General features: G+C 33.8%; 25 protein-coding genes and 3 tRNA genes. 25 read left to right on the forward strand and 3 right to left on the reverse strand.

Features of this window, described 5'->3' with window-relative positions:
- Window positions 1–2 precede the first annotated feature (2 nt).
- From XO08_RS07895 to XO08_RS07955, 13 genes are all read left to right on the forward strand, one after another.
- Entirely contained in the window at window positions 3–965 is a 963-nt protein-coding gene (locus tag XO08_RS07895; RefSeq protein WP_077287957.1) for a phage tail tube protein, read from the forward strand.
- 13 nt (window positions 966–978) lie between these two features.
- The gene (locus XO08_RS07900) at window positions 979–1,344 is read left to right on the forward strand and encodes a hypothetical protein (RefSeq protein ID WP_077287958.1); all 366 of its coding nucleotides are present in this window, start codon (window positions 979–981) and stop codon (window positions 1,342–1,344) included.
- Between the two features lie 109 nt (window positions 1,345–1,453).
- Window positions 1,454–1,810, forward strand: a complete 357-nt coding sequence (locus XO08_RS07905; protein ID WP_233120244.1) for a hypothetical protein — start codon at window positions 1,454–1,456, stop codon at window positions 1,808–1,810.
- A gap of 52 nt (window positions 1,811–1,862) precedes the next feature.
- Complete coding sequence (locus XO08_RS07910) at window positions 1,863–5,651, forward strand: phage tail tape measure protein (protein WP_233120253.1); 3,789 nt, start codon at window positions 1,863–1,865, stop codon at window positions 5,649–5,651.
- An 18-nt stretch (window positions 5,652–5,669) separates the two neighbouring features.
- Window positions 5,670–6,017 carry a hypothetical protein gene (locus XO08_RS07915; RefSeq protein ID WP_077287961.1) on the forward strand — a complete coding sequence of 116 codons (348 nt, stop codon included), beginning with the start codon at window positions 5,670–5,672 and terminating at the stop codon, window positions 6,015–6,017.
- Between the two features lie 6 nt (window positions 6,018–6,023).
- Window positions 6,024–7,187 carry a hypothetical protein gene (locus XO08_RS07920; protein ID WP_077287962.1) on the forward strand — a complete coding sequence of 388 codons (1,164 nt, stop codon included), beginning with the start codon at window positions 6,024–6,026 and terminating at the stop codon, window positions 7,185–7,187.
- A gap of 15 nt (window positions 7,188–7,202) precedes the next feature.
- Window positions 7,203–11,270 carry a hypothetical protein gene (locus XO08_RS07925; RefSeq protein ID WP_077287963.1) on the forward strand — a complete coding sequence of 1,356 codons (4,068 nt, stop codon included), beginning with the start codon at window positions 7,203–7,205 and terminating at the stop codon, window positions 11,268–11,270.
- A gap of 63 nt (window positions 11,271–11,333) precedes the next feature.
- Window positions 11,334–12,110: a metallophosphoesterase gene (locus tag XO08_RS07930; RefSeq protein WP_077287964.1), complete on the forward strand. Its 777-nt coding sequence runs from the start codon at window positions 11,334–11,336 to the stop codon at window positions 12,108–12,110.
- 9 nt (window positions 12,111–12,119) lie between these two features.
- Window positions 12,120–12,395, forward strand: coding sequence for a hypothetical protein (locus tag XO08_RS07935; RefSeq protein ID WP_077287965.1), 276 nt, complete (start codon window positions 12,120–12,122; stop codon window positions 12,393–12,395).
- Window positions 12,373–12,669, forward strand: coding sequence for a hypothetical protein (locus XO08_RS07940; protein WP_233120245.1), 297 nt, complete (start codon window positions 12,373–12,375; stop codon window positions 12,667–12,669). The genes XO08_RS07935 and XO08_RS07940 overlap by 23 nt, the downstream gene beginning before the upstream one ends.
- A gap of 13 nt (window positions 12,670–12,682) precedes the next feature.
- The gene (locus tag XO08_RS07945; protein ID WP_077287966.1) at window positions 12,683–12,868 is read left to right on the forward strand and encodes a hypothetical protein; all 186 of its coding nucleotides are present in this window, start codon (window positions 12,683–12,685) and stop codon (window positions 12,866–12,868) included.
- On the forward strand, window positions 12,861–13,145 hold the full coding sequence (locus tag XO08_RS07950) for a hypothetical protein (protein WP_077287967.1): 285 nt from the start codon (window positions 12,861–12,863) through the stop codon (window positions 13,143–13,145). Before XO08_RS07945 ends, XO08_RS07950 begins: the two co-directional genes overlap by 8 nt.
- Before the next feature lie 4 nt (window positions 13,146–13,149).
- A complete protein-coding gene (locus tag XO08_RS07955; RefSeq protein WP_077287968.1) occupies window positions 13,150–13,638 on the forward strand; it encodes a lytic transglycosylase domain-containing protein in 489 nt (162 codons plus the stop codon).
- Between the two features lie 66 nt (window positions 13,639–13,704).
- Here XO08_RS07955 and XO08_RS07960 read toward each other — a convergent pair.
- The 3 genes from XO08_RS07960 to XO08_RS07970 form a co-directional block, all read right to left on the reverse strand.
- Window positions 13,705–13,780, reverse strand: a tRNA-Phe gene (locus XO08_RS07960).
- Window positions 13,781–13,796: 16 nt separating this feature from the next.
- Window positions 13,797–13,871: transfer RNA gene (locus XO08_RS07965), tRNA-Val, on the reverse strand.
- 6 nt (window positions 13,872–13,877) lie between these two features.
- Window positions 13,878–13,953 (reverse strand) — tRNA-Glu (locus XO08_RS07970).
- Between the two features lie 184 nt (window positions 13,954–14,137).
- Between XO08_RS07970 and flhA the strand changes: the two genes are divergently transcribed.
- Genes flhA through XO08_RS09405 form a run of 12 tightly spaced genes read left to right on the forward strand, consistent with a single transcriptional unit; the run spans window position 14,138 to window position 22,674 of the window.
- On the forward strand, window positions 14,138–16,186 hold the full coding sequence (gene flhA, locus XO08_RS07975) for a flagellar biosynthesis protein FlhA (protein ID WP_077287969.1): 2,049 nt from the start codon (window positions 14,138–14,140) through the stop codon (window positions 16,184–16,186).
- Entirely contained in the window at window positions 16,183–17,304 is a 1,122-nt protein-coding gene (gene flhF / locus XO08_RS07980; RefSeq protein WP_075666420.1) for a flagellar biosynthesis protein FlhF, read from the forward strand. Before flhA ends, flhF begins: the two co-directional genes overlap by 4 nt.
- Window positions 17,288–18,124: a P-loop NTPase gene (locus XO08_RS07985; protein WP_075666421.1), complete on the forward strand. Its 837-nt coding sequence runs from the start codon at window positions 17,288–17,290 to the stop codon at window positions 18,122–18,124. The genes flhF and XO08_RS07985 overlap by 17 nt, the downstream gene beginning before the upstream one ends.
- Window positions 18,121–18,666, forward strand: coding sequence for a PilZ domain-containing protein (locus XO08_RS07990; protein ID WP_075666422.1), 546 nt, complete (start codon window positions 18,121–18,123; stop codon window positions 18,664–18,666). Before XO08_RS07985 ends, XO08_RS07990 begins: the two co-directional genes overlap by 4 nt.
- Before the next feature lie 2 nt (window positions 18,667–18,668).
- Window positions 18,669–19,331 carry a flagellar brake protein gene (locus XO08_RS07995; RefSeq protein WP_077287970.1) on the forward strand — a complete coding sequence of 221 codons (663 nt, stop codon included), beginning with the start codon at window positions 18,669–18,671 and terminating at the stop codon, window positions 19,329–19,331.
- A gap of 12 nt (window positions 19,332–19,343) precedes the next feature.
- Window positions 19,344–19,961, forward strand: coding sequence for a CheY-P phosphatase CheC (cheC, locus tag XO08_RS08000; protein ID WP_075666424.1), 618 nt, complete (start codon window positions 19,344–19,346; stop codon window positions 19,959–19,961).
- Complete coding sequence (gene cheD, locus XO08_RS08005) at window positions 19,961–20,443, forward strand: chemoreceptor glutamine deamidase/glutamate methylesterase CheD (RefSeq protein ID WP_075666425.1); 483 nt, start codon at window positions 19,961–19,963, stop codon at window positions 20,441–20,443. Before cheC ends, cheD begins: the two co-directional genes overlap by 1 nt.
- Window positions 20,440–21,117 (forward strand): sigma-70 family RNA polymerase sigma factor, encoded by a 678-nt coding sequence (locus tag XO08_RS08010; protein WP_075666426.1) that lies wholly within the window; start codon window positions 20,440–20,442, stop codon window positions 21,115–21,117. Before cheD ends, XO08_RS08010 begins: the two co-directional genes overlap by 4 nt.
- Before the next feature lie 3 nt (window positions 21,118–21,120).
- Window positions 21,121–21,423, forward strand: coding sequence for a hypothetical protein (locus XO08_RS08015; protein ID WP_075666427.1), 303 nt, complete (start codon window positions 21,121–21,123; stop codon window positions 21,421–21,423).
- Window positions 21,420–21,857, forward strand: coding sequence for a hypothetical protein (locus XO08_RS08020; RefSeq protein WP_075666428.1), 438 nt, complete (start codon window positions 21,420–21,422; stop codon window positions 21,855–21,857). Before XO08_RS08015 ends, XO08_RS08020 begins: the two co-directional genes overlap by 4 nt.
- Window positions 21,845–22,522, forward strand: a complete 678-nt coding sequence (locus XO08_RS08025) for a hypothetical protein (RefSeq protein ID WP_077287971.1) — start codon at window positions 21,845–21,847, stop codon at window positions 22,520–22,522. The genes XO08_RS08020 and XO08_RS08025 overlap by 13 nt, the downstream gene beginning before the upstream one ends.
- A complete protein-coding gene (locus XO08_RS09405; RefSeq protein WP_233120246.1) occupies window positions 22,519–22,674 on the forward strand; it encodes a hypothetical protein in 156 nt (51 codons plus the stop codon). Before XO08_RS08025 ends, XO08_RS09405 begins: the two co-directional genes overlap by 4 nt.
- The last annotated feature ends 17 nt before the right edge of the window (window positions 22,675–22,691 follow it).

Below are 22,691 nucleotides of genomic sequence, written 5' to 3' on the forward strand. Positions count from 1 at the left end.
AGATGTATACAGGAGCTAAATCAAGTGTTCTTTTAGGAATAGAAACAAGCTTTGGTTCTGAAGCAACAGCAATATGGAAACTACCTTTTAAATCAGAAAGTTTGAATCATAAAGTTGAAGCTGTAAGGAGCGAAGCTTTGCTTGGTTATAGGGGAATTAAATCTCTTGCTCCCGGACAAATAGGGGCAGAGGGGAGTATAGATGTAGAATTATATCCAGATACTGCAGGAGTTTTGTTCTATCTTGCATTGGGGAAATCTGCTCTTGTAGACCCTGATGCTACTCCATCTTCTGGGGACGAATATACTAAAATAACTCCAATAGGTTTGAATGATGAACTACCAAGCGCAAGTATAGAAGTAAACCATGGTGGACAAAGCTTTAAGTATTTGGGGATGAAAATTAATCAATTAAGATTCTCCGGTAGTGTTGGAGCAATTCCTTCAGTAACTGCTGATTTTGTTGGAAAAGAAGAACTTAGTGGTTCTTTAACACAGGGAACTTTAACCGTTCCGGGTGATGATCCCTATTACTTTAAAGAATTAAAACTCTATACAGACCAATTTACAACTGCCACTGATCTTTATTCTTCAATAGAACTTACAATCAATAACAACCTTGACACAGACGATTATCGCTTGGATGCAACAGGGAAAAGAAAAAGTTTAGATCCAGGAACTTTGGAAATAACAGGTTCTCTTGATATTATTTTTGATCCATCTGTTATATCCGGGGAATATACCAAATTCAAAAACTTTACAGAAGCAGCGATAGGTATAGAACTTGCTAAAGACACGACAAATAAACTTACAATTTATATTCCAAGATTGTTATTCAGCAACATGACACACGATATTTCTGGACCAGATAAGATCATACTCAGAGCAGAATTTACCGCTTTGATACCACTTTCAGGAGACATAATTGAGATAGCTGATTATACTAACGGAACAGGAACATACTAAGAGGGGTGATTAGATGGGTCTTTTTGCAAGTAACGAGACAGTAAAGCTTTATATCAAGGACAAAAAGGTAGTTAACAAAGAAACTGACGTATGGATAGAAGTACCAAAGGAACTTACGGCGGAGTTAAGAGAAGAAGCTATGGTGCTTTTTAAAAACTCCAAAGTAGAGGTAACTAAAGACGGGAATGCTATTTTGGATCTTGCAACGATTAATGCAATACCTTATAAGTTTTTATCAAAGGTTATTAAATCTTGGAGCGAAAACGTTCCTGTAACACTGGAAAACTTGAAAAAAGTAGAAGCAACAACTCTTTTAAATATCTGGTTAAAGTTGCAAGAGATGTATAATCTCGGTGGTGCAAATGTTGCTGGAATTTGACGGGGGTTGGATCGAATATAAGAAGTTGACACTCCGGGGCTTTCAGCTATTCAGACAGGGGAGAGTTTTAGAAGCTCTCCCCTTTCATATAGTTAGGTGGAGTGAGGACTTGCCGATTAACAAAAATACTTGTGGATTGTTAAAGTATGTAGTAGTGGAAAAATTGAAGCAGAAGCTCTTAGAAAGTGTAGAACCAATTATAAGTTTGGATAAAAACATTTTACAAAGATGGATAAAGCTAATGATAGCTGGAACGAGAATAAAAACACCAGACAACGAAATATTTGAGTTTATACGGACGAATTATTTTGAATTCGCATTAATGTTTGTAGATCACAAAGGAAATATTATTAATCTTCCTGAAAAAGGAGGTTTATTAGATCAACCACTTGATTGGATCATTTTCTTGCAAATGTTTAAGGTAGCATTTGTAGAGGAACTTGCTAAACAGGATAAAGGCAGGTGAAATTATGCCAAAGAATGAAACTTTAAGTGTAACCATAAAGGCAATGGATAGTATGAGTCCTGTTTTAAAGAATGTTGCTGCGAATTTGGGTAATTTTCAGAAACGAATAGATAGCATAAGAGCAGGTTTACAACAATTTTCGAATGCAATAAACACAGCGTTAAGATATACTGCTGCATTCACAACCGCATTAGCAGGGGCTGTTAGCGCTTCTTCCTATTTTGCTGCTAAAGTAGAGAAATCTTTCCAAAATGCTCGAACAATGATGAAAATGACTGCAGAAGAAGCCAAAAATATGCAAAAAGGACTCTTACAATTGTCAGTTCAAGCAGGAAAATCACTTGATGAATTAAATAATGCTTTATATATGCTCGGTTCAGCGGGTGTAGAGGCAAAAGACGCTTTAAACGTTTTAAGACAAACTACTATATCTTCTATCGCAGGAGCAACAGATTTAACTACTACATTCCAAAGTGCAATAAGTATAATAAACGCATACGGAATGAGTATAGATGATCTCACAAGTGTATATGCAATGCAATTTGAAGCAGTCAAGAAAGGACTTTTGACATACGATGAACTTGCAAGAGACTTTGGAGTGTTAATACCTTCAGCAAGAAACTTGGGCGTTAGTTTACAGGAAGCGTTAGCAAGTTATACAGCATTGACCACAGCAGGATTTAGATCTTCCGAGGCAGCTAACGCAGCGGAAGGAGCGTTCCAAGACTTAATGCAACAAGCTGATAAATTTAGGAAGCTTGGAATAGATATATACGATTCAGAAGGAAGGTTTATTGGACTTACAAAAGTAGTCAAACAACTCAAGGAAACTATGCAAGACTTGACTGATGATGAAAAACGTGCGTTATTACAACAACTTGCACTTTCTGAAACAGGAACAAGAGCGTTATTAACGTGGGTAAATAATTACGAAAAGTTCCAAGATGTCTTATCAGGAATACAAGGCAATACAGATGCCTTGATGGAAGCATACAAAACACAGACCCAATCTATATCATTCTTGTTAGACAGGTTGAAATCATCTGTTCAAGCTGTTAATATAGCTTTTTTCAACGCTATTCGCAGTAATGTAGTGGAATATTTAGGCAAATTTATTAATTTCCTTGGCAAAGTAGAACAATGGATAAATTCTAACAAAGACAAAATAGGAGATTTAGTATTTGCACTGTTGAGATTGTCGGCGACATTTTTGGGAGTATTACTTGGATTGAAACTGTTTTCGCAAGGTGCACAACTATTAATGTTCTTACTCAAACCAATGAACTTACTTATTCTGGGCATAGTTTGGGCAGTGTATGAACTTTGGAAAGCATTTTATAAAGGCAATGACTACGTTAAAAACTTCGGTGGTTTCTTGATGTTTGTATGGGATAAGTTTAAAGCATTTGTAAACTTTATTAAAGGCGAAATTGAGAAGATCAAAAAGCTCGCAGGAGAAAATGCAGGATTCTGGGATTGGGTAGTTGCGATCATTTTATACATAGGTCAGCAGCTTGCAAAAGTTTTTAAAGCAATTTTTGATTGGTTTATGAAACTGCTTGAGGATTTCTGGAATAAAATTAAAGATAAATTTGGTGGAGGTACAAAAATATTTTTAATACCAGCAATTATTCGTACAGTTCGTACAGGAGGCGGGAATTCTCCTTCAGGAGGTACCGTTAAAACAAAAGAAGAAAAAGAAATAACTGTAAAAACAATAATGGATACAGCAACGCAAAAAATTATTGCATTTATGGAATCTTTTGCTAATTCTGTAGCAGAACTTACACTTAAAATTCTCGCTGATTTATCTAAACTCCCACAATGGCTAAAAGATGTTTTAGAGCAAACAAAAGAGCAGTGGGATTTAAATTTAAGACCTGTTTTAGACTTTGCACAAGAAATTACCTTAAACTTCAAAGAGAATTTAGCTAATATAAGCGCTTGGATAAAAGAGGGAATTCGGGAATTACAATTGAAACTGAAATGGGCAGAAAATTTTGTTTTAACTGGTTGGAAATGGTTAATTGAAGGAGCACAGACAATTAAAATAACTCTTCAGAAAGCATGGGGGAAAGCTTTTGAGTGGTTAGAAAAAGGATTTCAGGAGATCAAATTGCATTTAAGACTGTGGTTACCAAAGAGAGAAACTGAAACATCTATGGCAAAAGAACCAACAACAGGAATTGTTTCAACAGAAACAACGATTTCATTTATCCCAAGAGATTTTAACAAAGTTCGAGAAGTTGCAACTGATTTTGTATACAACATTGGTGATGTTTCTGATGCTTTAGTAGGTTTGAATGTGGCGATTAATGAAACTTCAACAGCTTTAAACACAGTTGCTACCTACAACGTTCCAAATTTAGATGAAGTAGTAAGAAAATTTGTTTTAAACAAACAATCTTATAGCTCAGGAACACCATTGAGAGTTCACTTGTACCAACAACCGCAACCATTTGCTATGTTTATGCCTATATTTGATTTTATAGGAGCTTTGTCAAGTGTACTTGGTATTTCAACTTCTGCAGCCTCTGCATTCTCTTTGGGAACAGTTTTAGGATATGCAGAAGGTGGTTATACGGGCAGTGGTACTACATACGAGCCAGCAGGAATAGTTCATAAGGGTGAATATGTTATTCCTGCGTGGATGGTACAAAAGTATCCGCAGTTAATAGCTTTATTAGAAAGAAAAAGATTAAAAGGATACCAGGAAGGTGGAATTGTAGACGCAATTATCTCATATTTTGCTGGGTCAGGCAATGTAAATGTCTATAAAGATATAGAAGCTTTGAAAGAAACAGGTTCAATTGCGGTTCAACTTCTTAAGGATACTAATCCGGAAATTGGCGCTTCTCTCGAAACGATTGCAAAAAAGGTAGGAATAATTACAAATGAAGTGAAAACAAACATTAAAGAAACTCAGTATGATAAAGGATTTAAGGTTGGGTTTGGTCCTGGAAAAGTTTTATTCGAATTAATGGACAAAGGAAAAAACATACTCAATACTGTAAAAACAAACCTTGAAGAATTACCAAATACGACCAAACAAACATTTAAAGATTTAGAAGCAAGTTTAAGTGGTTTCTGGGCAGGGTTAAAACAATCTTTTAATGTTTTAACTAACATCAATGTTGGAGAGCTTCTTGTAGGTGCAACAGCTACTGCTTTTGAGGAAATCGGAAATTTCTTTGGCGCACTTGCTGGTCAAATATCACCATTATTGTTGAGTCTTGAAAATTTAATAAATTTATTAAATCCAATGGCGACCATCGCACAGGCGATGATGACTGTCTTGCAACCATTAATCGAAGGAGCTTTAAAGCCATTTGTAACAATACTTAATGTATTTGGGCAGTTGTTAGGAACTCTACTGCTCCCATTACTTGAGCCTTTTTTAGGTGCGTTACAGATGCTTGGGGTGATCTTACAGTGGGTCTATAACACGGTAATCGTTCCTATCGGGAGAGGTTTCTATATCGTGTTCGGCATGATCGCAAGTGCATTTAATTGGCTCTACAACGTCATCTCGGATATAGTTAAGGCTCTTACTTTTGGCGCTGTGAATATGGGCCATAGAGCGGTTAAGAGCCTTGAACAAATTATCAAAGAAGCTAATGAAAAGATACAAGGTGTTGAGTTGAATTTTGAAGAAGCAACAACACCTGAGATAACACAGCAGTATACAGCAACAGTTACAAGGCAAGGGCCGGAAACTGTGAACATTTATCAATACTTTCAGAACAGCAATTTCCTTGACAGCGCTGAAGCATTCAAAGAAATGGTTGTTGAAGCAGTAAAAGAAGCATTGGAAGAAGGCACGTTGGTGGTTAATGGTTGATAAAAGGAGGTGTTGCGAATGGCTATTACGACAAGTAGTGAAAAGCCCGCTGAAATAGTGATATTAAGTGTTCAAGATGATATTAAAAAAGCGAAGTGTAAAGTCAGGTATGCTTTTAGATACAACATCCAAGAAACCACAACAACTGTTGAAAGCATTAATGAAGAGACAGGTGAGTTAACAACGCAAGAAGTAACAGCATGGCAGTATGAAGAAATAATTTCAGAAACAGAGTTTGATTTGGTTTTTAAAAGTGTAATACCAGACCTTTTGAAAACGCTCTACGAGAAAAGTAAGCCTATTTTGGAACAAAACATACAACTTGCTTCAGTTGAGCTTCCGAAAGAAATTTCTGTTGGGGAGTGATGTATTATGGGCAATTTAATAAAGACTAATTACGGCTTGATTTACAACGACGATGGCAGCTTATGCGTGACAGTTCGCGAAGACGACATTCCCTTTCCAGGCGTGAAGAGTTTTGCCGTTGAAGAGGGGACGAAGAATTTATTAATTACAAATGGTTGGTCTACACAAGGAACAAAGATAACAGACATGTCACAATTACCTTCTCAACCACCTGTAACGCCAGTTATTGCTTCATATGTTCCTGGCGGCGGTAATTGGCAAGATTTATGTCAATATGCAACTTCGATAACACTTGCTCCAGGAGAAAGTATAACATTTAGTGCTTGGGTATATGCTAAATATGCTACAAATTATTTCAATTTTAATGCCAGTGTTAATGGCGTTAACAGTGGACTGGGCTCGTATCAAAATTTACAAATCGGTTGGAATTATATCGAAGGACATTGGACAAACAATTCTGGAGCATCGCAAACGTTAACTTCCATCAGATTAGAAGCAGGTAATACGGCAAATTGGAGAAACGGTGATAATGAAGCTTGGGGATGTAACTACCAATTAGAACTCAAACCCTTCGCCACATCTTTTGTGGAAGGGACGAGGCAGGATGGACGTTTTTATATCCCAATCAACAAATTAGCTATTGACCCAGCTAAGGACAATTGGGTTGTTGCATATTGGAAAAAACCAATAGCAACTCATGACGGAACATTGACTAATGGCGATAATTCATCTTGTTTTGGTAGATATGTTTCGGATTATTCTGTTGGGTATATTATTTGGGGCAAACGCGCATTAGGAGAAACATTAAGATTAGCTGTTGTTTGGGCAGATAATACAATTAGTATTGTAACAAAACCAATAGATTTAAATTGGTATTTCAATAATTGGCATTTTGAAGTTGTTAGAAAAACAGATACTGCTATTGAATATTTTGTAGATGGTATAAAACAACTTGAAATAGCATTATCAAAACAAATTCAGAATTTTGACACAGGATTATTTGTTGGTGGACATGCTAATGATACATCTCATAATTCTTTATATTCCAACCTCTTCATAGGCAAAGCAAAAGACACACAAGGCAATTTAATATGGACTGATAAGTTTATACAAGAAGTTTACAACGCTAAGAAGCCGTTTGCTGTGCCGCCGAGAATACCTGTGATATAAGGCAGGTGATAATCTGTGTTACCAGCTAATCCTATCGCAAGTGAAGGGATTCCTTATGTAAGACATCCTACAAGATACAAGAAAGTTTTAGTATATGCCAAAATAGACGGCCAAAATTGGTATGACATATCAGATTGGGTAAAAGAAGTAAGAATAGTCAACAAGCTAGAGTTTCTTGAAAGCCCAGCAATTGATAAAGCAACAATAGTAGTTGCTAATCAGAACAATGAATGGACACCGACGCAGTATAATGATGCTTTTGCCCCTGCCAATGGCAAATTTAATGGAACAGTTGATCAAGCATATTTAGAAAAAGAGTGGGAAGTAAAAGTAAGTGTTCGCGTATTTAATGGAACATCTACATTAGATATTCCTTTGTTTTACGGCGTCAAAACTGCAATCACAGAACAGCACAAAACAGCAAGAATAGAGCTTTCTGATAATTGCTATTACGCCACAAAGAAAAAGCTGGATAACGATATTTTGTATATCAACATGGTACCTAACAGCATACTATCTGATTTACTTCAACGTGCTGGTTATTCTTCATCTCAGTTTGATTTTCAAAGTTTGACTACACCTGTCACTTTCTTAGCCAAAAAAGATCAAACGGTTTGGCAAGCGGTTGTCAACTTAATGAAAGGAATAAATGGGAAAATAAGCACTACCCCTGAAGGAAAAATAATCTTTAGAACAAGGATTGAAAATTATACAGACCCTGCTCCTGCTTTAGACTTATCACAGGATACATTTAAGAAATATGACTTATCCACAGAAAAAAGATATAACAGAGTAGTGGTGAATTCAGACACATATAAAGTAGATTCACAGCTAACTTATGTGGTAGATTTTGAGTTGAGTGGCGATAACACAATAGCGCCAAATACCGAAGCGACTTTTGAGTTTGAATATATTTCTGATTTTGCACGTGGCGTAGAAGACCATGGGCTTCTTTCATATAAAGCTGGAACAGGTGTATTTGAAGACCAATATGTTGAGTTGGGAACAAGTGATAGTAATATTAAAATTACAAAATTTGATATATATGCTGACAAAATTGTGCTTGGTATAAAAAATCTCAACAGCTCAGTTGATGTGATAATCACACATTTTAAAGTTAAAGGATTTCAGGTTAATAAAAAGGAAATAAACAAAGTTATAAGAGAAAATACAACGGATGAGCCAGACAAAGAATATTCGGTTACTTCTTTTTATCCCGGAGAAGCTCAGCTCTCAGTGTTGGCGGACATAATATACGATGACATAAACAAAACGGTAAGATTTGGGCTTGCAATGAATGATTTTTATCCGGATGTTTTTGCAGGCAATTTAATAAATTTCTCTGTTCCAGCCAAAGGTATAGCTTCTGGAACTTTCTTGGTTTTGAAAGCAGAACATGAGTTGAAACCTACTTCTTTCAAAACTTCGTTAGATATTGTGGAATGGAAAGGATTAAGTTATGTTGTCGGAGCCAAAACATTTACAAGAAGCATGCCACTGAAACAAAGCAGCGATGTTCAACAGCAAATCACCGAGATACAAGGCGAAATTCAAGATTTGCAAGATCAAACGCAAAAAATACAACATTTTGACGGTGTTGCTCCTGCAGTACCTTCAAATTTACAACTTGCAACAGTGGTTAATAGTCAAGGTGAAAGTGTTGTTCGGGTCAGTTTTGACGCAAACACTGAAACTGATATAACAGGTTATGAAGTCGCCTGGAGTATAGACGGTGTGAATTGGAGAACATATACAACAACAGAAACGTTGTCTGAATTTGTTGTTCCAGGGAATACCACTATATATGTTAAGGTCAGAGCTTTAGATGCAGAAGGGTATAAATCAGATTGGACAACTGTGAAAAGCATAGTTTCGGCAAAGGATACTATTCCGCCTGCTGTTCCGACAGGATTAACGGCTTCTGCATTGTTCCAGAAAATTATGCTTTCTTGGAACGAAAATACAGAGGCTGATTTTGATACTTATGAAATACAAGTTGCGACAGACAGTGGGTTTACACAAGATGTTGAAACATTCAAGGTTGCTGCTACAAAATTCGCATACGCTGGTACAGATAACCAAACATATTATTTTAGAATTAGAGCTTACGATAAGTCTGGTAACGCAAGTAATTGGAGCAGTACAGTATCAGCTACTACAGAATCATTAGCTGATGTTAGAAAAATAGGAGAAATGTATAATGCGTGGATTAATTCTAATTTTATAGATAGTGAAGGTAATGCAACGGATGAAGGTTGGATATTACATCAAGGCACAGTTGGAAGTGTTACCGAAGTAACAGATGGACCAACAAGTAAATTTGCTTTTCAAAATTCTGCTAATGCTGTTTGTTGGTATAAATCAAGTGTACGTATTCCAATAAATCCTAATAAACAATATGTTATTGAAGGATATTTCCGAACTGTTTCTGGTACAACTGGTGTTATTTATTTGGCTGTGATTTTAGAAGACGCTAATGGTAATAATATAAGCGGAGACGGGATATGGTGGTATTATCCAGCACGTGCCGAACGTCCTGGAAGTACATTCACATATTACAATGGATTATTTGGCTATAATACCAGTAGACCATTTCCAAGCAACGCAAAATATATGCGTGCTGGTTTTATCTTAAATTACAACGTTGGAAATAGTATTCAACAAGTGCAGGGAATTAGAATAAGAGAAATAATTGAAAGTGTTTATATACAAGACGCAGCTATAACAACAGCTAAAATAGATGATTTGGCTGTAACAAACGCTAAAATAGCTGATTTAGCCGTTGACAACGCTAAGATAGCGAATGTGGATGCTGCCAAAATCACAACTGGTTATCTTGACGCAGCCAGAATGGAAGCTGGAAGCATTACTGTAGACAAACTATCCGTTATGCCTTCGTTCGCTGTCCCAGAAGGTGTAATAGCGTATTTTACAAATAATTTAATAGATAATATAAATGGTATAGTTCCAGATGGATTTACTGAAATTAATTTATCTCCGTCTGTTACTCTTGTTCCAGAAAATGCACCACCAGGAAGTGTTGTTGGTGATTTAATTGCTGGAAACAAAATATTTGCTGGAAAAAGCATACAAGTTGGTAATAAGGTGTTTATAGAAAATACATCAAATAATAAAGGACGCATTAGAGTGACAGATGGTGCTAATGATATAATTAAAATTGGCGAAGGAGTTATTAACGGAGTTGATGACGGAATTGATGTTGACGGCGGTAAGATTAGAATTAAAAGTACTACTGGGCAAACTGTTTTGGATGGTTCTGGTATCAAACAAATTTATAATATTAGTTTGGTTGACCAGATTGATAACACACACGGATTAGATATTCCAATTTACATTCCAGCAAATGCAGCAGGAGGTGCAGCTTCAGGAACAGCAAGGATTATTGTCAAGGCGGAGCCATTTAGAGCTTATTCGACGAGTGCAGCAAATTCAGCACAGTTGACCACCGATGCAGTATGGGACACAACAGGTTTTACTGTTGCAACTGGCAATCCAACGTGGACTGGTATTGATGTAGCTGCAGGTGATACATTCGCGTCAGATACTTATGTTGGTACAAGACAGACATACTCATCTGGAACACATAACCATGGTGGCAGCACTGGAAGCAATACTGTTCCTAATTTAGCAGGAGCAACAAGTTTTGTAGATACTGCTGTTGTAGGAACAGATCACTATCACAATATTCCAAATGGTAACACAAGCCATAGTCATAGCATATCGTCAGATGGTAGCCATACACATTCAGTAAGTATCACACACACACATTCTATTGGAGTAACGCAATTTGACCATTATCATGAATTTGATAAAAACGCATTATCCCACTCGCATACAATTCAACCACACAATCATGGTCTAAATTATGGTATTTACGAATCGACAGTAACTGCAACTGTTACAATCAGCAAGGGCACAACTACTCTTGGAACAGTTGCAACTGGAAATAAAGCAGACATAACGAATGTTAGTGTTACAGACGGAGATACAATTTCCATTACTGCAGACAATCTTGCAAGAGTACAGATTTATATCTTTGTTGAATACAACATGCAAGTTTAAAACGTTAATATTTCCAATTAGCCCTCTCTTGAGGGCTTTTTTCATGCCGAAAGGGGGTCTTAGATGCCATCTTTAGTTGCAAAAAACTACATTTTTCAGGAAGAGATTGTACAAATTCTTGCTATAGGGGACTTACATTTAGGAAGTGAAGGAAGCAATTATCAAAAAATTTTTAGTAAAGTCAGAGAATTTAAAGACGCAAAAATAATTTTAATGGGCGATCTTTTGGATAACGCAATTATTGGTAGTGTTGGTAATGTGTATGAACAGGTTGAAAACCCACAAGGTGCTTTAAGGATTTTATTCAATTTTTTAGAAGAAAACAAAAAACGGATTTTAGGCATTTTAAGAGGAAATCATGAGCGTCGTACTTGGAAAGTTGCTGGAGTAGATCCTATAGAATTATTTGCTGAAACATTAGAAATTCCTTATAGTCGGGATTTTCTATTTTTAGACATATCTTTATCTCCGGAAGGTCGTAGTTTGCGAGGTCTTAAAAATCGAACAAACTATCTTGTAGTCTGCCATCACGGAATAACAGGTGGACGATTTAGGGAAAAGTCTATGCGGCAGCACAGATATTTTCAAGGCGTTTTCGCAAGTGCGGATATTTACATAACAGGTCACACACATATACCTGATATGCATCAAGTTGGTATCTGGGAGTATGATAAACGCAACAAAAAAATTTTCAAAAGGAAAATATGGAATGTTATTGTTCCAGCGTGGACAGATGAAGCATATGCCAAAGAGCATATGTTAGGACCTAATCCCGAAACAATTATTCTATTAAATCTATATGCTGGCAAAACTAAAAAAATTAAAGGAATCATGTTGTGAGGTGATAATGTGAAAAAATTACTTGCAATCCTCAAAAAAATTTGGTGGATATTTCTCTTAATAATAGGTTTCATAGCAGGATTGATAATCAAAAATCCTCGAAAGGTCGATGATTTAGAAAAGCTGAAACAAGAAAGAGGGGAACTAAAGAAAGAACAGCACTCACTAAAAAAAGAACAAGAACGTTTAGAAAAGGAGGCTGAGCAAATTGAGAAGAAAAAATATTTTAATAATGTTGATGATGCTGCTAAGTATCTCAACGATGTTATGCGCAAACGAAAATAACTATCAATTTATACAGAGATCTGAAGACGGCAGATATTACCTTACCGAACAAGCTGTTATTGACATTGCCAATTATATCAAGCAATTAGAAGAGCTAAATAAGAATTACTTGCAACAAATAGATAATCTGAAAAAGCAAATCGCAAACCTCGAAGCGCAAATACTTAATTTGGAAAAACAACAAGAGCTTACCATTGAAAGAACTAAAAAGTTTGTATGGGAAATAGTGGCTGTGATTGCAATTGGGACAACAATTTACCTATTCATCAAGTAAGTGAGGTGATATTATGCATAAATTAAAGAGTAGGAAACTTTGGCTTGCGTTAGTATTAATAGCTTTGTTCACTGTCTTGCTCTGGTTTAATAAAGTAGATCCAGAAAATTATGTACAAGCAGTAATTACCTTATTCGGGATTTACTCAGGTGCTAATGTTGTAACAAAATTCGCAAAAAGGAGTGATAACAATGGATAATTTAGAACATCAAGTGATTAAAAACACAGAAAATATTAAGTCAATAAATGAAGATATTAAAGAAATTAAGGAATCTATTAAAAATATTGAAAAGAAAATGAATGGCTATTTAGATAAAAAAATAGAAATTAAAATAAAATCTATGAGCGATTATTTTCAGGAACTTGCGTCTGATGCCTATGCAAAACTCGCGGGAAAGAGAGCTTTAGCTTTTGCAATTTCATTAATATTATCATTAGTAACAGGCGCTTTAGCAGGACGCTTCTTTTGGAGGTGACATAGTGAATAAAAAATTGGAAACAATGGTTGAAAAAATCGCTAAAAATTTACAAATAGATCCAGATTTAATAAAAGGTATTATAATGACGGAAAGCGGGGGGAATTCTAAGGCAGAGAGTTCGTATGCACGTGGACTTATGCAAATCTCTCGGGCCGCATTAAAAACTATTAACTTTAAATATCGATTAAACAATTCATATGATGATCTATTCGACCCTAAAATAAATGTAGAGGTCGGGACACTATATTTAAAATGGTTATTGGAGTATTTCAAGGGAAAATATCCATTGAATCCTTTTTATATTATTTACGCATTGATGGCTTATAACTGGGGTGTGGGGAATGTCCAAAAATGGTTACGTTCCAACAACGCAAGTAATTCTTGGATAGATGAAAATGTTCCACAGGAGACTAAATCATATTTACTGGATACAATCTGGTGGTATGCATATTTTAAAAATAGGCACTGTCCCCCTCCTGAAGATAGATAAAACATTAGCCCCCTTTTTTAAGGGGCTTCTTCATCGAACAAAAAATCACCTATTAAGCTATAACGCTGGTGGCGAGGGACGGAATCGAACCGTCGACACGTGGATTTTCAGTCCACTGCTCTACCAACTGAGCTACCTCGCCACCATTATAACTAATATGGTGGGTGCGGCAGGACTTGAACCTACGACCTCCTGCTTGTAAGGCAGGCGCTCTCCCACTGAGCTACGCACCCATTTCCTGGCGCCCCCAACGGGATTCGAACCCGTGCCTCTGGCTTGAAAGGCCAGTGTCCTAGACCGCTAGACGATGGGGGCATTCCTTATTTGTTTTTCAAAATCGACCGTAATCAATGATATCAAAAATTATTTTCTTTGTCAACTGTCATTTTTGTAACTTTTATCTGACAGGTGAAAAAATATGGTGTTAACTAAAATTCGTGTGTTATATATATTAAAAATATGGTAAAATATATAAAGAAAGCTTTTTAGAGGTGATTTAATGAATAAAGGTGCTGATGTAATTGTTGCAATAATGGTTGCGGCTATTGTTTTATTGATGGTTTTACCGATACCTGGTTTTTTACTGGATTTTTTCCAACTTTTGAATATTTCCCTTTCATTGGTTATTTTATTTTCTACAATGTATATAAGAAAAGCTCTAGAACTTTCATCTTTTCCTACAATTCTTTTGGTTGTCACATTATTTAGGCTCGGACTCAATGTTGCGTCAACAAGGCTTATACTACTGCAAGGTCCAAAATTTTCAGGTAAAGTTATTCGAGCATTTGGAGATTTTGTTGTAGGTGGAAATTACGTTGTAGGACTTGTAGTATTTCTAATTTTAGTTATCATCCAATTTATTGTCATTACAAGAGGTTCGGAAAGAATTGCAGAAGTAGCAGCAAGGTTTACTTTAGATGCAATGCCTGGTAAACAAATGAGTGTTGATGCTGACTTAAACGCAGGATTGATAACAGAAGAAGAAGCAAGAAAGAGGAGAGAAGAGATAAGGAGAGAAGCAGATTTTTATGGTGCTATGGATGGAGCCTCTAAATTTGTTAGAGGGGATGCAATTGCAAGTATTATTATTGTTCTTGTAAACATAATTGGTGGATTAATTATAGGTATTCTTACTCATAAAATGACAATTAATGAAGCTGCACAAACATTTACACTTTTTACAGTTGGTGATGGACTTGTAACACAAATCCCAGCATTAATGGTTTCAACTGCAACTGGTATTTTAGTTTCTCGGGCTGCTTCTGAAGATAACTTAGGAAATGAACTTATTAAGGAACTTGGAAGTGAAAAGAAAGTAATAATTTTAACAGGAACAATATTAATATTTTTGGGAATATTTACTCCTATACCACTTACTGCTGTGCTTATTGGTTTACTATTTTTAATTACTGGAATATTAATTAAAGGTAATCAAGAACCAGAACTTCAAACTACAGAGTATAGTGGTGAAATGTACACGGAAAAAAGTTTAGGGCCTGTACTTTCTACTCCGCAAGAAGTTTCGGAAATACTTCAAACTGATACAGTAGAAATAGAAATAGGATATGGGTTAATTCCGCTTGCAGATACTTCTCAAGGTGGAGATTTACTTGAAAGGGTTACGATGGTAAGAAAACAGCTGGCATATGAATTAGGGCTTGTTGTTTCGCCAATACGGGTACGTGATAGTGTTTTATTAAATTCAAATGAATACGCCATATTTATTAGAGGAGCGGAAGTGGCAAAGTATGAGCTATTACCCAATAGATTACTTGCAATTAATCCGGGTACTGTGATAGAAAAAATACCTGGAATTGAAACCAAAGAACCTGCTTTTGGATTACAAGCATTTTGGATTGATGAGAGTAAAAGAGAAGAAGCAAGTAGATTGGGATATACCGTTGTTGATCCACCGACGGTTTTTGCAACTCATTTAACAGAAGTTTTAAAGCGGCATGCTCATGAACTGTTGGGAAGCAAAGAGTTTGATTTATTAATTGAAGGTTTGAGAAACAAGTTTGACAAATTAGTTGATGATCTGTTCAATTTGCTAAAACCTGCTGAGATAAAGAAAATATTGCAGAGATTATTAAAAGAAGGAATATCAATAAGGAATTTGCCGTTAATTTTCGAGACATTACTTGAGTATGGAGAATACACCAAAGATATAGTATATCTAACGGAAAAAGTACGGAAATCGTTAAGAAGACAGATAATTACACCTTTAATTGCACAAGATAACATATTACATGCCGTTGCACTTGATAATAACTTGGAGAAGAATCTAATAAACTTGGTAAAAGAAATAGACGGTGAAAGATATCTTGATCTAAATCCAGAAATTATGAGAGAACTAATTGAAAGCATTTCTAGAAATCTAGAAACTCTTATGAAAAAAGGTTATAACCCTATTCTCATAACATCTTCATCGTTAAGACCTTTAATTGCTGATTTAATTATTAAGTTCATTCCAGGGATATTTGTGATCTCGTATGAAGAAATACCAGAAAATGTAACTATGCAAATTGAAGGAGTGATAAAACTATGATTGTAAAAAAATATTTAGTTAAAGATATCAAAGAAGCTTTAGAAAAAATCAAAATAGAATTGGGAAAAGATGCTGTAATCCTTGGAACAAGGAAAATAAAAAAAGGGGGATTTTTGGGTATTGGAGCAAAAACTTATCTTGAAGTTACAGCTGCCGTTGAAGAAAATGAACTGAAGCAAAATCAAGAAAGTAAAAACCAACAAATTTATCAACTTCAAGAAATCCTCTCTAAAAATTCCCCAAAAAAAGATTCCGATGATTTAGATGAAATAAAGAAAATGATGTATGAATTAAAATCTATGGTCTCAAGGCAAAGATCCGATAATGAACCTGAATGGATTATAAACTTGAGAAAAGCGTTGAATTTTCATGATGTTAACCAGGAAATCATTGAAAAGGTAATAGAATATATTAGGATAAAATATGGAAATATAGATTTCAACGATGAAAATACAAGATTTGTATTATCGGAAATATTTCTTCCTTTTATAAAAACGGAAACTCCAGATATACTTGGCAAAGTTATGTTTGTAGGACCAACTGGTGTTGGGAAAACAACAACACTTGCAAAACTTGCGGCAAAAATGTCTATAAATGAAAACAAAAAGGTAGGAATTCTCACGTTAGATACTTATAGAATTGCCGCCACAGAACAGCTTAAAACTTATGCTACTTTAATGGACATACCTATGAGAGTTGCATACACACCTAAAGAGGCAAGAATAGAACTTGAAGCAATGTCCGATTTTGATGTCGTCTTTATAGATACTGCGGGAAGAAGTCAAAAAAACGAATTGCAAATGAATGAAATAAAAGCTATGTCTGAGATCATATCACCAGATTATAAATTTTTAGTTGTGGGGATGCAATATAGAAGTAGTGATCTTGAACTTATAGCTAAAAAATTTTCCGAAATTTCACCAACTCATATAATATTAACAAAGATGGATGAGACGTCTTCTTTAGGACATTTTCTAAACACAAGTCATTTTATAAACAAACCTATAATTTATATTACAAATGGACAACGTGTACCAGATGACATAATCGAAGCAAGTAACAAAGAACTCTCCATTTTATTGTCTAGAGAGGTGCTAAAATATGTTAAATCAAGCTAGAAATCTGTTAAATCTTGGAAATGTTATCCTTGTTGGTAGTGGAAAGGGCGGAGTAGGTAAAACACTAATAACTGTTAATTTGTCTATTATACTTAAAACTTTGGGATTTAAAGTATTAATTTTTGACTTAGATGTAGGATTTACAAATTCAGATGTTTTACTAAATGTTCATCCAAAATTTTCATTAAGTGACCTTATAATGAAAAAATGCGAAAAAAAAGATGTAATTTATCCAACAGAGTATGGTGTTGATCTTGTAAATGTTGGAAATGACCTTGAAACTATCTTCTTATTTAACGAAAATAATGTAAAAGAATTTTATATAAATTTTGCTCAAATTGCGCAGAATTATGATTTTATTTTAATTGATCTACCACCAGGTTATAACGACAATTTTGCTCCATTTTTTAATTGTGCAAATAGTACGTTAGTTATTACAACAACTCAACCAACATCATTGGTTAATTCGTATACGTTTGTAAAAATATTAATTCACAAAGGTGTTTCATCAAACAACATACATCTTGTGGGAAATCTTATTGAACAATACAGAGATTCACTTCAAAATCTGAATAGATTTTCTGCAGTACTTGAGAAGTTTACAGGGGAAAAAATAGGTTCATTAACACTAATAAAGAAACATCCAACTGTGGAAAAAAGTGTATACGATAGAAAACCATTTGTAATAGATAGTCCCAAAATACAACCCACCTTTGCTTTATACAGAATTGCTTCGATATTGACAAAAAAAGAAATCCCTCAAAAAGAAACAATATTAGAAAAATTATTATCATTCTTTAAGGGAGTGAAACAAAGTTGACAATAATAGAATATATAAATAAAAATTTAAGTGGTATATATTTGATTGTTAAAGATAGTGAAAAACGAGAATATCAAGTAAGATTGATAGCTATCAAAAAGAATGGAATAATAGAAATAGAAAGTATTGAATTGTTTACTATAGGTAAGAGATTGTTGTTAAATATTCCAGTTAAGGAAGCGCTATTAGCACTAGTAGGTGAAATAATAGATAATGAAGAAAAAAGATATTTTTTAAAAACAGATGAAAAAATAGGTGTGATTCAAAGAAGAAAAGAAAAAAGATTTCCCTTTTTCAAACGTGGGAAGTGTAATAATGAAAAACTTGTGATTGTAGATGTCTCAAAATCTGGACTTCAATTTTTTTCAGAAAATGATTTGGAATTGGAGAAAGAAGTTGAAATACTAATTGATGAATATAAAATTAAAATTACTCCCATATGGAAAATTTTCGAAGAAGAAATATACAGAATAGGAGGGAAGGTTTCAAAAGAATCTATTAATAACTGGCAAACAATAATCAAAAATAACGAAAGGGTGTAGATATGTCATACGTAACAAAGACTCCTTCTACTAAGGTTTTAAGAATAGGACTACCTGGTATAATAGAAATTACAATGGTTAAAGAATTGGAAGGAACATATAAAACTTCAATTTCTGATATTGATTTTAGTAAAAATTTAATTTTTTTTTCTATCCCTACTTACAAGGGACGTTTTATACCAATTCCTAAAGGAACAAGAATGAATGTAAAAGTATTTGATAGAAGTTCTATGTATTCTTTTTCTACTGTATCATTAGGTGTTCTGAAAAAAGATAATTTGTATTTTATCCCTGCACCAATTCCAGAATATGTAAACAAAACTGAAAGAAGAAGATTCAAGAGAATTCCGTTATTTTTGTATGGAACATTTAAAATGTCGCCTGAGCAAGATACAGAATCTATTCAATTTATGACAAAAGACTTTAGCGCCGGAGGAATAAAATTAATAACAAATGTAATTTTAAAATTAAGTGATATAATATATATAAACTTAAAATTAGATGAAAATCTTAAACTTGAAAACCAAAAATCTAAAGTAGTGAGAATAGATAAAAAAACAGAAGATGGATTTCAGTATGGTGCAGAATTTATAGATGTGCCTGTTAACCTTGAAAACAAACTTGTAAGGTTTGTTTTTCAAAGAGAATTAAAAACGAAGAAATAGGAGGGAAGAAAAATGCTTGAAAAATTAAGTGAAAAACAATTGGATCTTTTAAACGAAATAGGTAATATTGGCACAGGTAATGCAGCTACTGCACTTTCTATGATGGTTGGAAGAAAGGTTGAAATTTCTGTACCTGCTACAAGAGTATTACCTATTTCCAATATTCCATTTATTTTTGAAAAGCCTGAGGAAATTGTTTGTGCTGTGAAAATGAGAATGAAAGAAGATGTTGAAGGTGAGATTTTATTAATTCTTAATTCTACAACTGTAAAAGAAATCGCAAGACTTTTAACAGGCATGGAAATAGAGGACATTACAACATTAAATGAATTTTCAATATCCATGTTAAAAGAAATAGGAAATATAATGTGCGGTTCCTATGTAACCGCATTGTCTGGTTTTACTAATTTTTTCATCAATCCTGAACCACCTGAAATAGCGGTGGATATGATTAGTGCTATACTATCAGAAGTATCCATTTCTGTTACACAAACAGAAGATTATATACTATTGATAGAAACTACTATTGAAATAGAAGGGATAGATAAGAAACTAACAGGTTATTTATTATTATTACCTAATGAAGAATCGTTAAAAAAGATACTTGAAAAATTGGGGATGTGGAATTAATGTCACAAAAGTCCAAAAAAATAATTGGTATTGGTGAATATGCAGTAGGAGATAAAAATACAATACTTGTTACTCTGGGCTTAGGTTCATGTGTTGGAGTTTGTATAAGAGACAAGTCAAAACTAGTAGGTGGTATGGTGCATGTAATGTTACCTGATAGTGGAGGAAAAGAAGTTGCAAAACCCGGAAAATATGCTGACACAGGTATAAAGATTGTAGTTGAAGAACTTAAAAAAATTGGTGGAAGAAATTTTGAAGCTAAAATTGCAGGTGGAGCTGCAATGTTTAACAATTCAGCAATGAATGTTGGTCAAAGAAATGTTGAAGCGGTAAAAAGTATGTTAAGAAAATTGGGAATTAAAATTGTTTCCGAAGATACCGGTGGAAATAGGGCAAGAAGTATAGAATACGATGTTGAATCTGGGAAACTAATGATTAGAAAGGTAAAAACAGGAGAAAGTGTGGAGGTAATAGAAATTTGATAGATAAAGATAAAATAGTTTTAGAATACCTGCCATATGTAAGGAGAATAGCTTACGATTTAAAAAAAAATTTACCCCATAACGTTGAAGTAGATGATTTAATACAAGAAGGTCTTATAGGCTTGCTTCAAGCAGTGGAAAGGTTTGATCCAAAAAAAGGGTCAAAATTAAGATCATATTTATTAACAAGGGTAAAAGGTGCTATGTACGACTATCTTAGAAAAATTGACTGGATGCCCAAAAATTTAAGACATGAAGTTAAAATTGTCGAAAATGCAATTTCAAAAACTGAGAATTCTGGAAGTAAAATTGATTTTGAAGAACTTTCAAAACTTACTAATCTCCCATTGGAAAATGTGAGAAGAGCATATAACGAAATGGTAAGAAAGCAATTTTTAATGCTTGATGATTATTTGATTGAAGATATTGAAATAAAAGAAACTATTTCTTCTGATGACAATCCTGAAGAAAATGCATTAAAAGAGATTATAAAGGAGGAATTAATAAAGGCGATAAGTAAATTGAGCGAAAAAGAACAATTGGTATTAAGCTTAAGGTATGAACAAGAACTTTCACTCAAAGAAATAGGGAAAGTCCTTGATTTGACTGAATCAAGAGTTTCTCAGATACTCAGTTCAACGATTTTGAAGCTAAAGAAGATGTTGGGGGGATAAATAATGGAACCTATTGAGCTTCATCCAATTTATTTAAGAAGTAGCTTAGAAAAGTCAAATCAATTTAGTCATCTACAAAACTATTCTAACTTAGCTTCTGAAATATCTGCTCAACAACTAAATGAGAGGATAAAGAGAGAACGTTCATCCCCAAAAAGTATAGAAAAATCATCCGGAAAACAAATTAAAGATTCAATGGAAAGTAAAAGTGACAATAAAAGAAACTTTTATAATAAAAAAGGAAATAAAAAGAAAAATCAAATCGTTGTGGAAAATAGTTCGCATATATTGGATGTGAGAATTTGATAGGATATTTTTCTGTAAAAAAAATTAATGAAAAATATTTAGGGGGAATTCTTGTAGTTGATGAAAGAGGTATACCAGTTGAATTTAAATATACCGAGCCTATAACCCCCACACCTTTACAAAAAATTATCTATGGTTCTTCTTTAGAAGAATATCTGAGTGTGGAAATTATTGGAAAAAATCTTGTGGAGAAGCTTGAAAACAAACCAGAGCTTATTCTTGTTAATGATCCTTCTCTTACATTTAAGGAAAATATTGTGTTGCTTCTTGAAACAAAATCATCCTTTAATGTAGAGTTGAATAATAGATATTTCAAAGTTACACCTTTTAATGAAACAATTAAGGATAAATTATTGCAAATTTCTGAAAAAATAGATATTACCGAACCTTTTTCAAGACTTGAAAAGGCGCTGAATTACATATGCGAATCATAAAAAATATAGTAGAAACCTTAAAACAAGAATTGGGATTTATTAAAATTTACAAAGTAGAGAATAATATTAAAGTGCTGGTAAAATCGGAGAAATCTAGTTTACAAACAAATACTTTTGATGAAACATTGAAAATAAAAATAAATAACAAGGAATTTAATATAGCACCCAATGTTGTATCACTTTTTGATTTAAATGAGATTACAATGGTAAAAAACACTCTTATTGAAGCTAGTGAGGTAAACATTAAAAGCTTATTCCCAAAAGCAATTGAAATTAAAGAAAACCCAGTTTTCTTAAATTTAGGTGACAAAAAAGTTAAGAACCAAAGACTTAAAATCACGACAAGAGTAAAAAAAGTAGAAAGAATAGTTCCGAAGGTACACTCAAAAATTTTACCTTCCTTATTGAAATTGACAATTTATCCATCAAAAGTTGTTGAAAAAGATAAGATCTTAAATATACTAAAAAAATATATTCAAACTTATAAAACAAGTGAAATAAGGTTTATAGGTTTTTTTAAAAATGTTCCTTTAGGGAAAGCAGAAAAAATTTTTATTTCAGATGAGAAAATTAGTGTGCTTATAAACAGTAAAAGAAAAGATTTTTTTGCAGATATTGTAATCTTTAAAATAAATGATATGTATAAAATGGAGGTAATCAAATGATATACGATCCAGAAATATATACAAGACTAATCGAACTTAAAGGAAAGAGAAAAGTAATATTTGGAATTTTAAAATCTATTGAAAAAATTAGTGAAAGCAAATATAAAATACTAATTAGAAATCTTGAAAATAAAGGTTTAAAAAAAAATTAAAAAATACAGATCTTGAT

This window comes from Thermosipho sp. 1074, from assembly GCF_001999655.1.
GTDB classification, from domain to species: domain Bacteria; phylum Thermotogota; class Thermotogae; order Thermotogales; family Fervidobacteriaceae; genus Thermosipho; species Thermosipho affectus.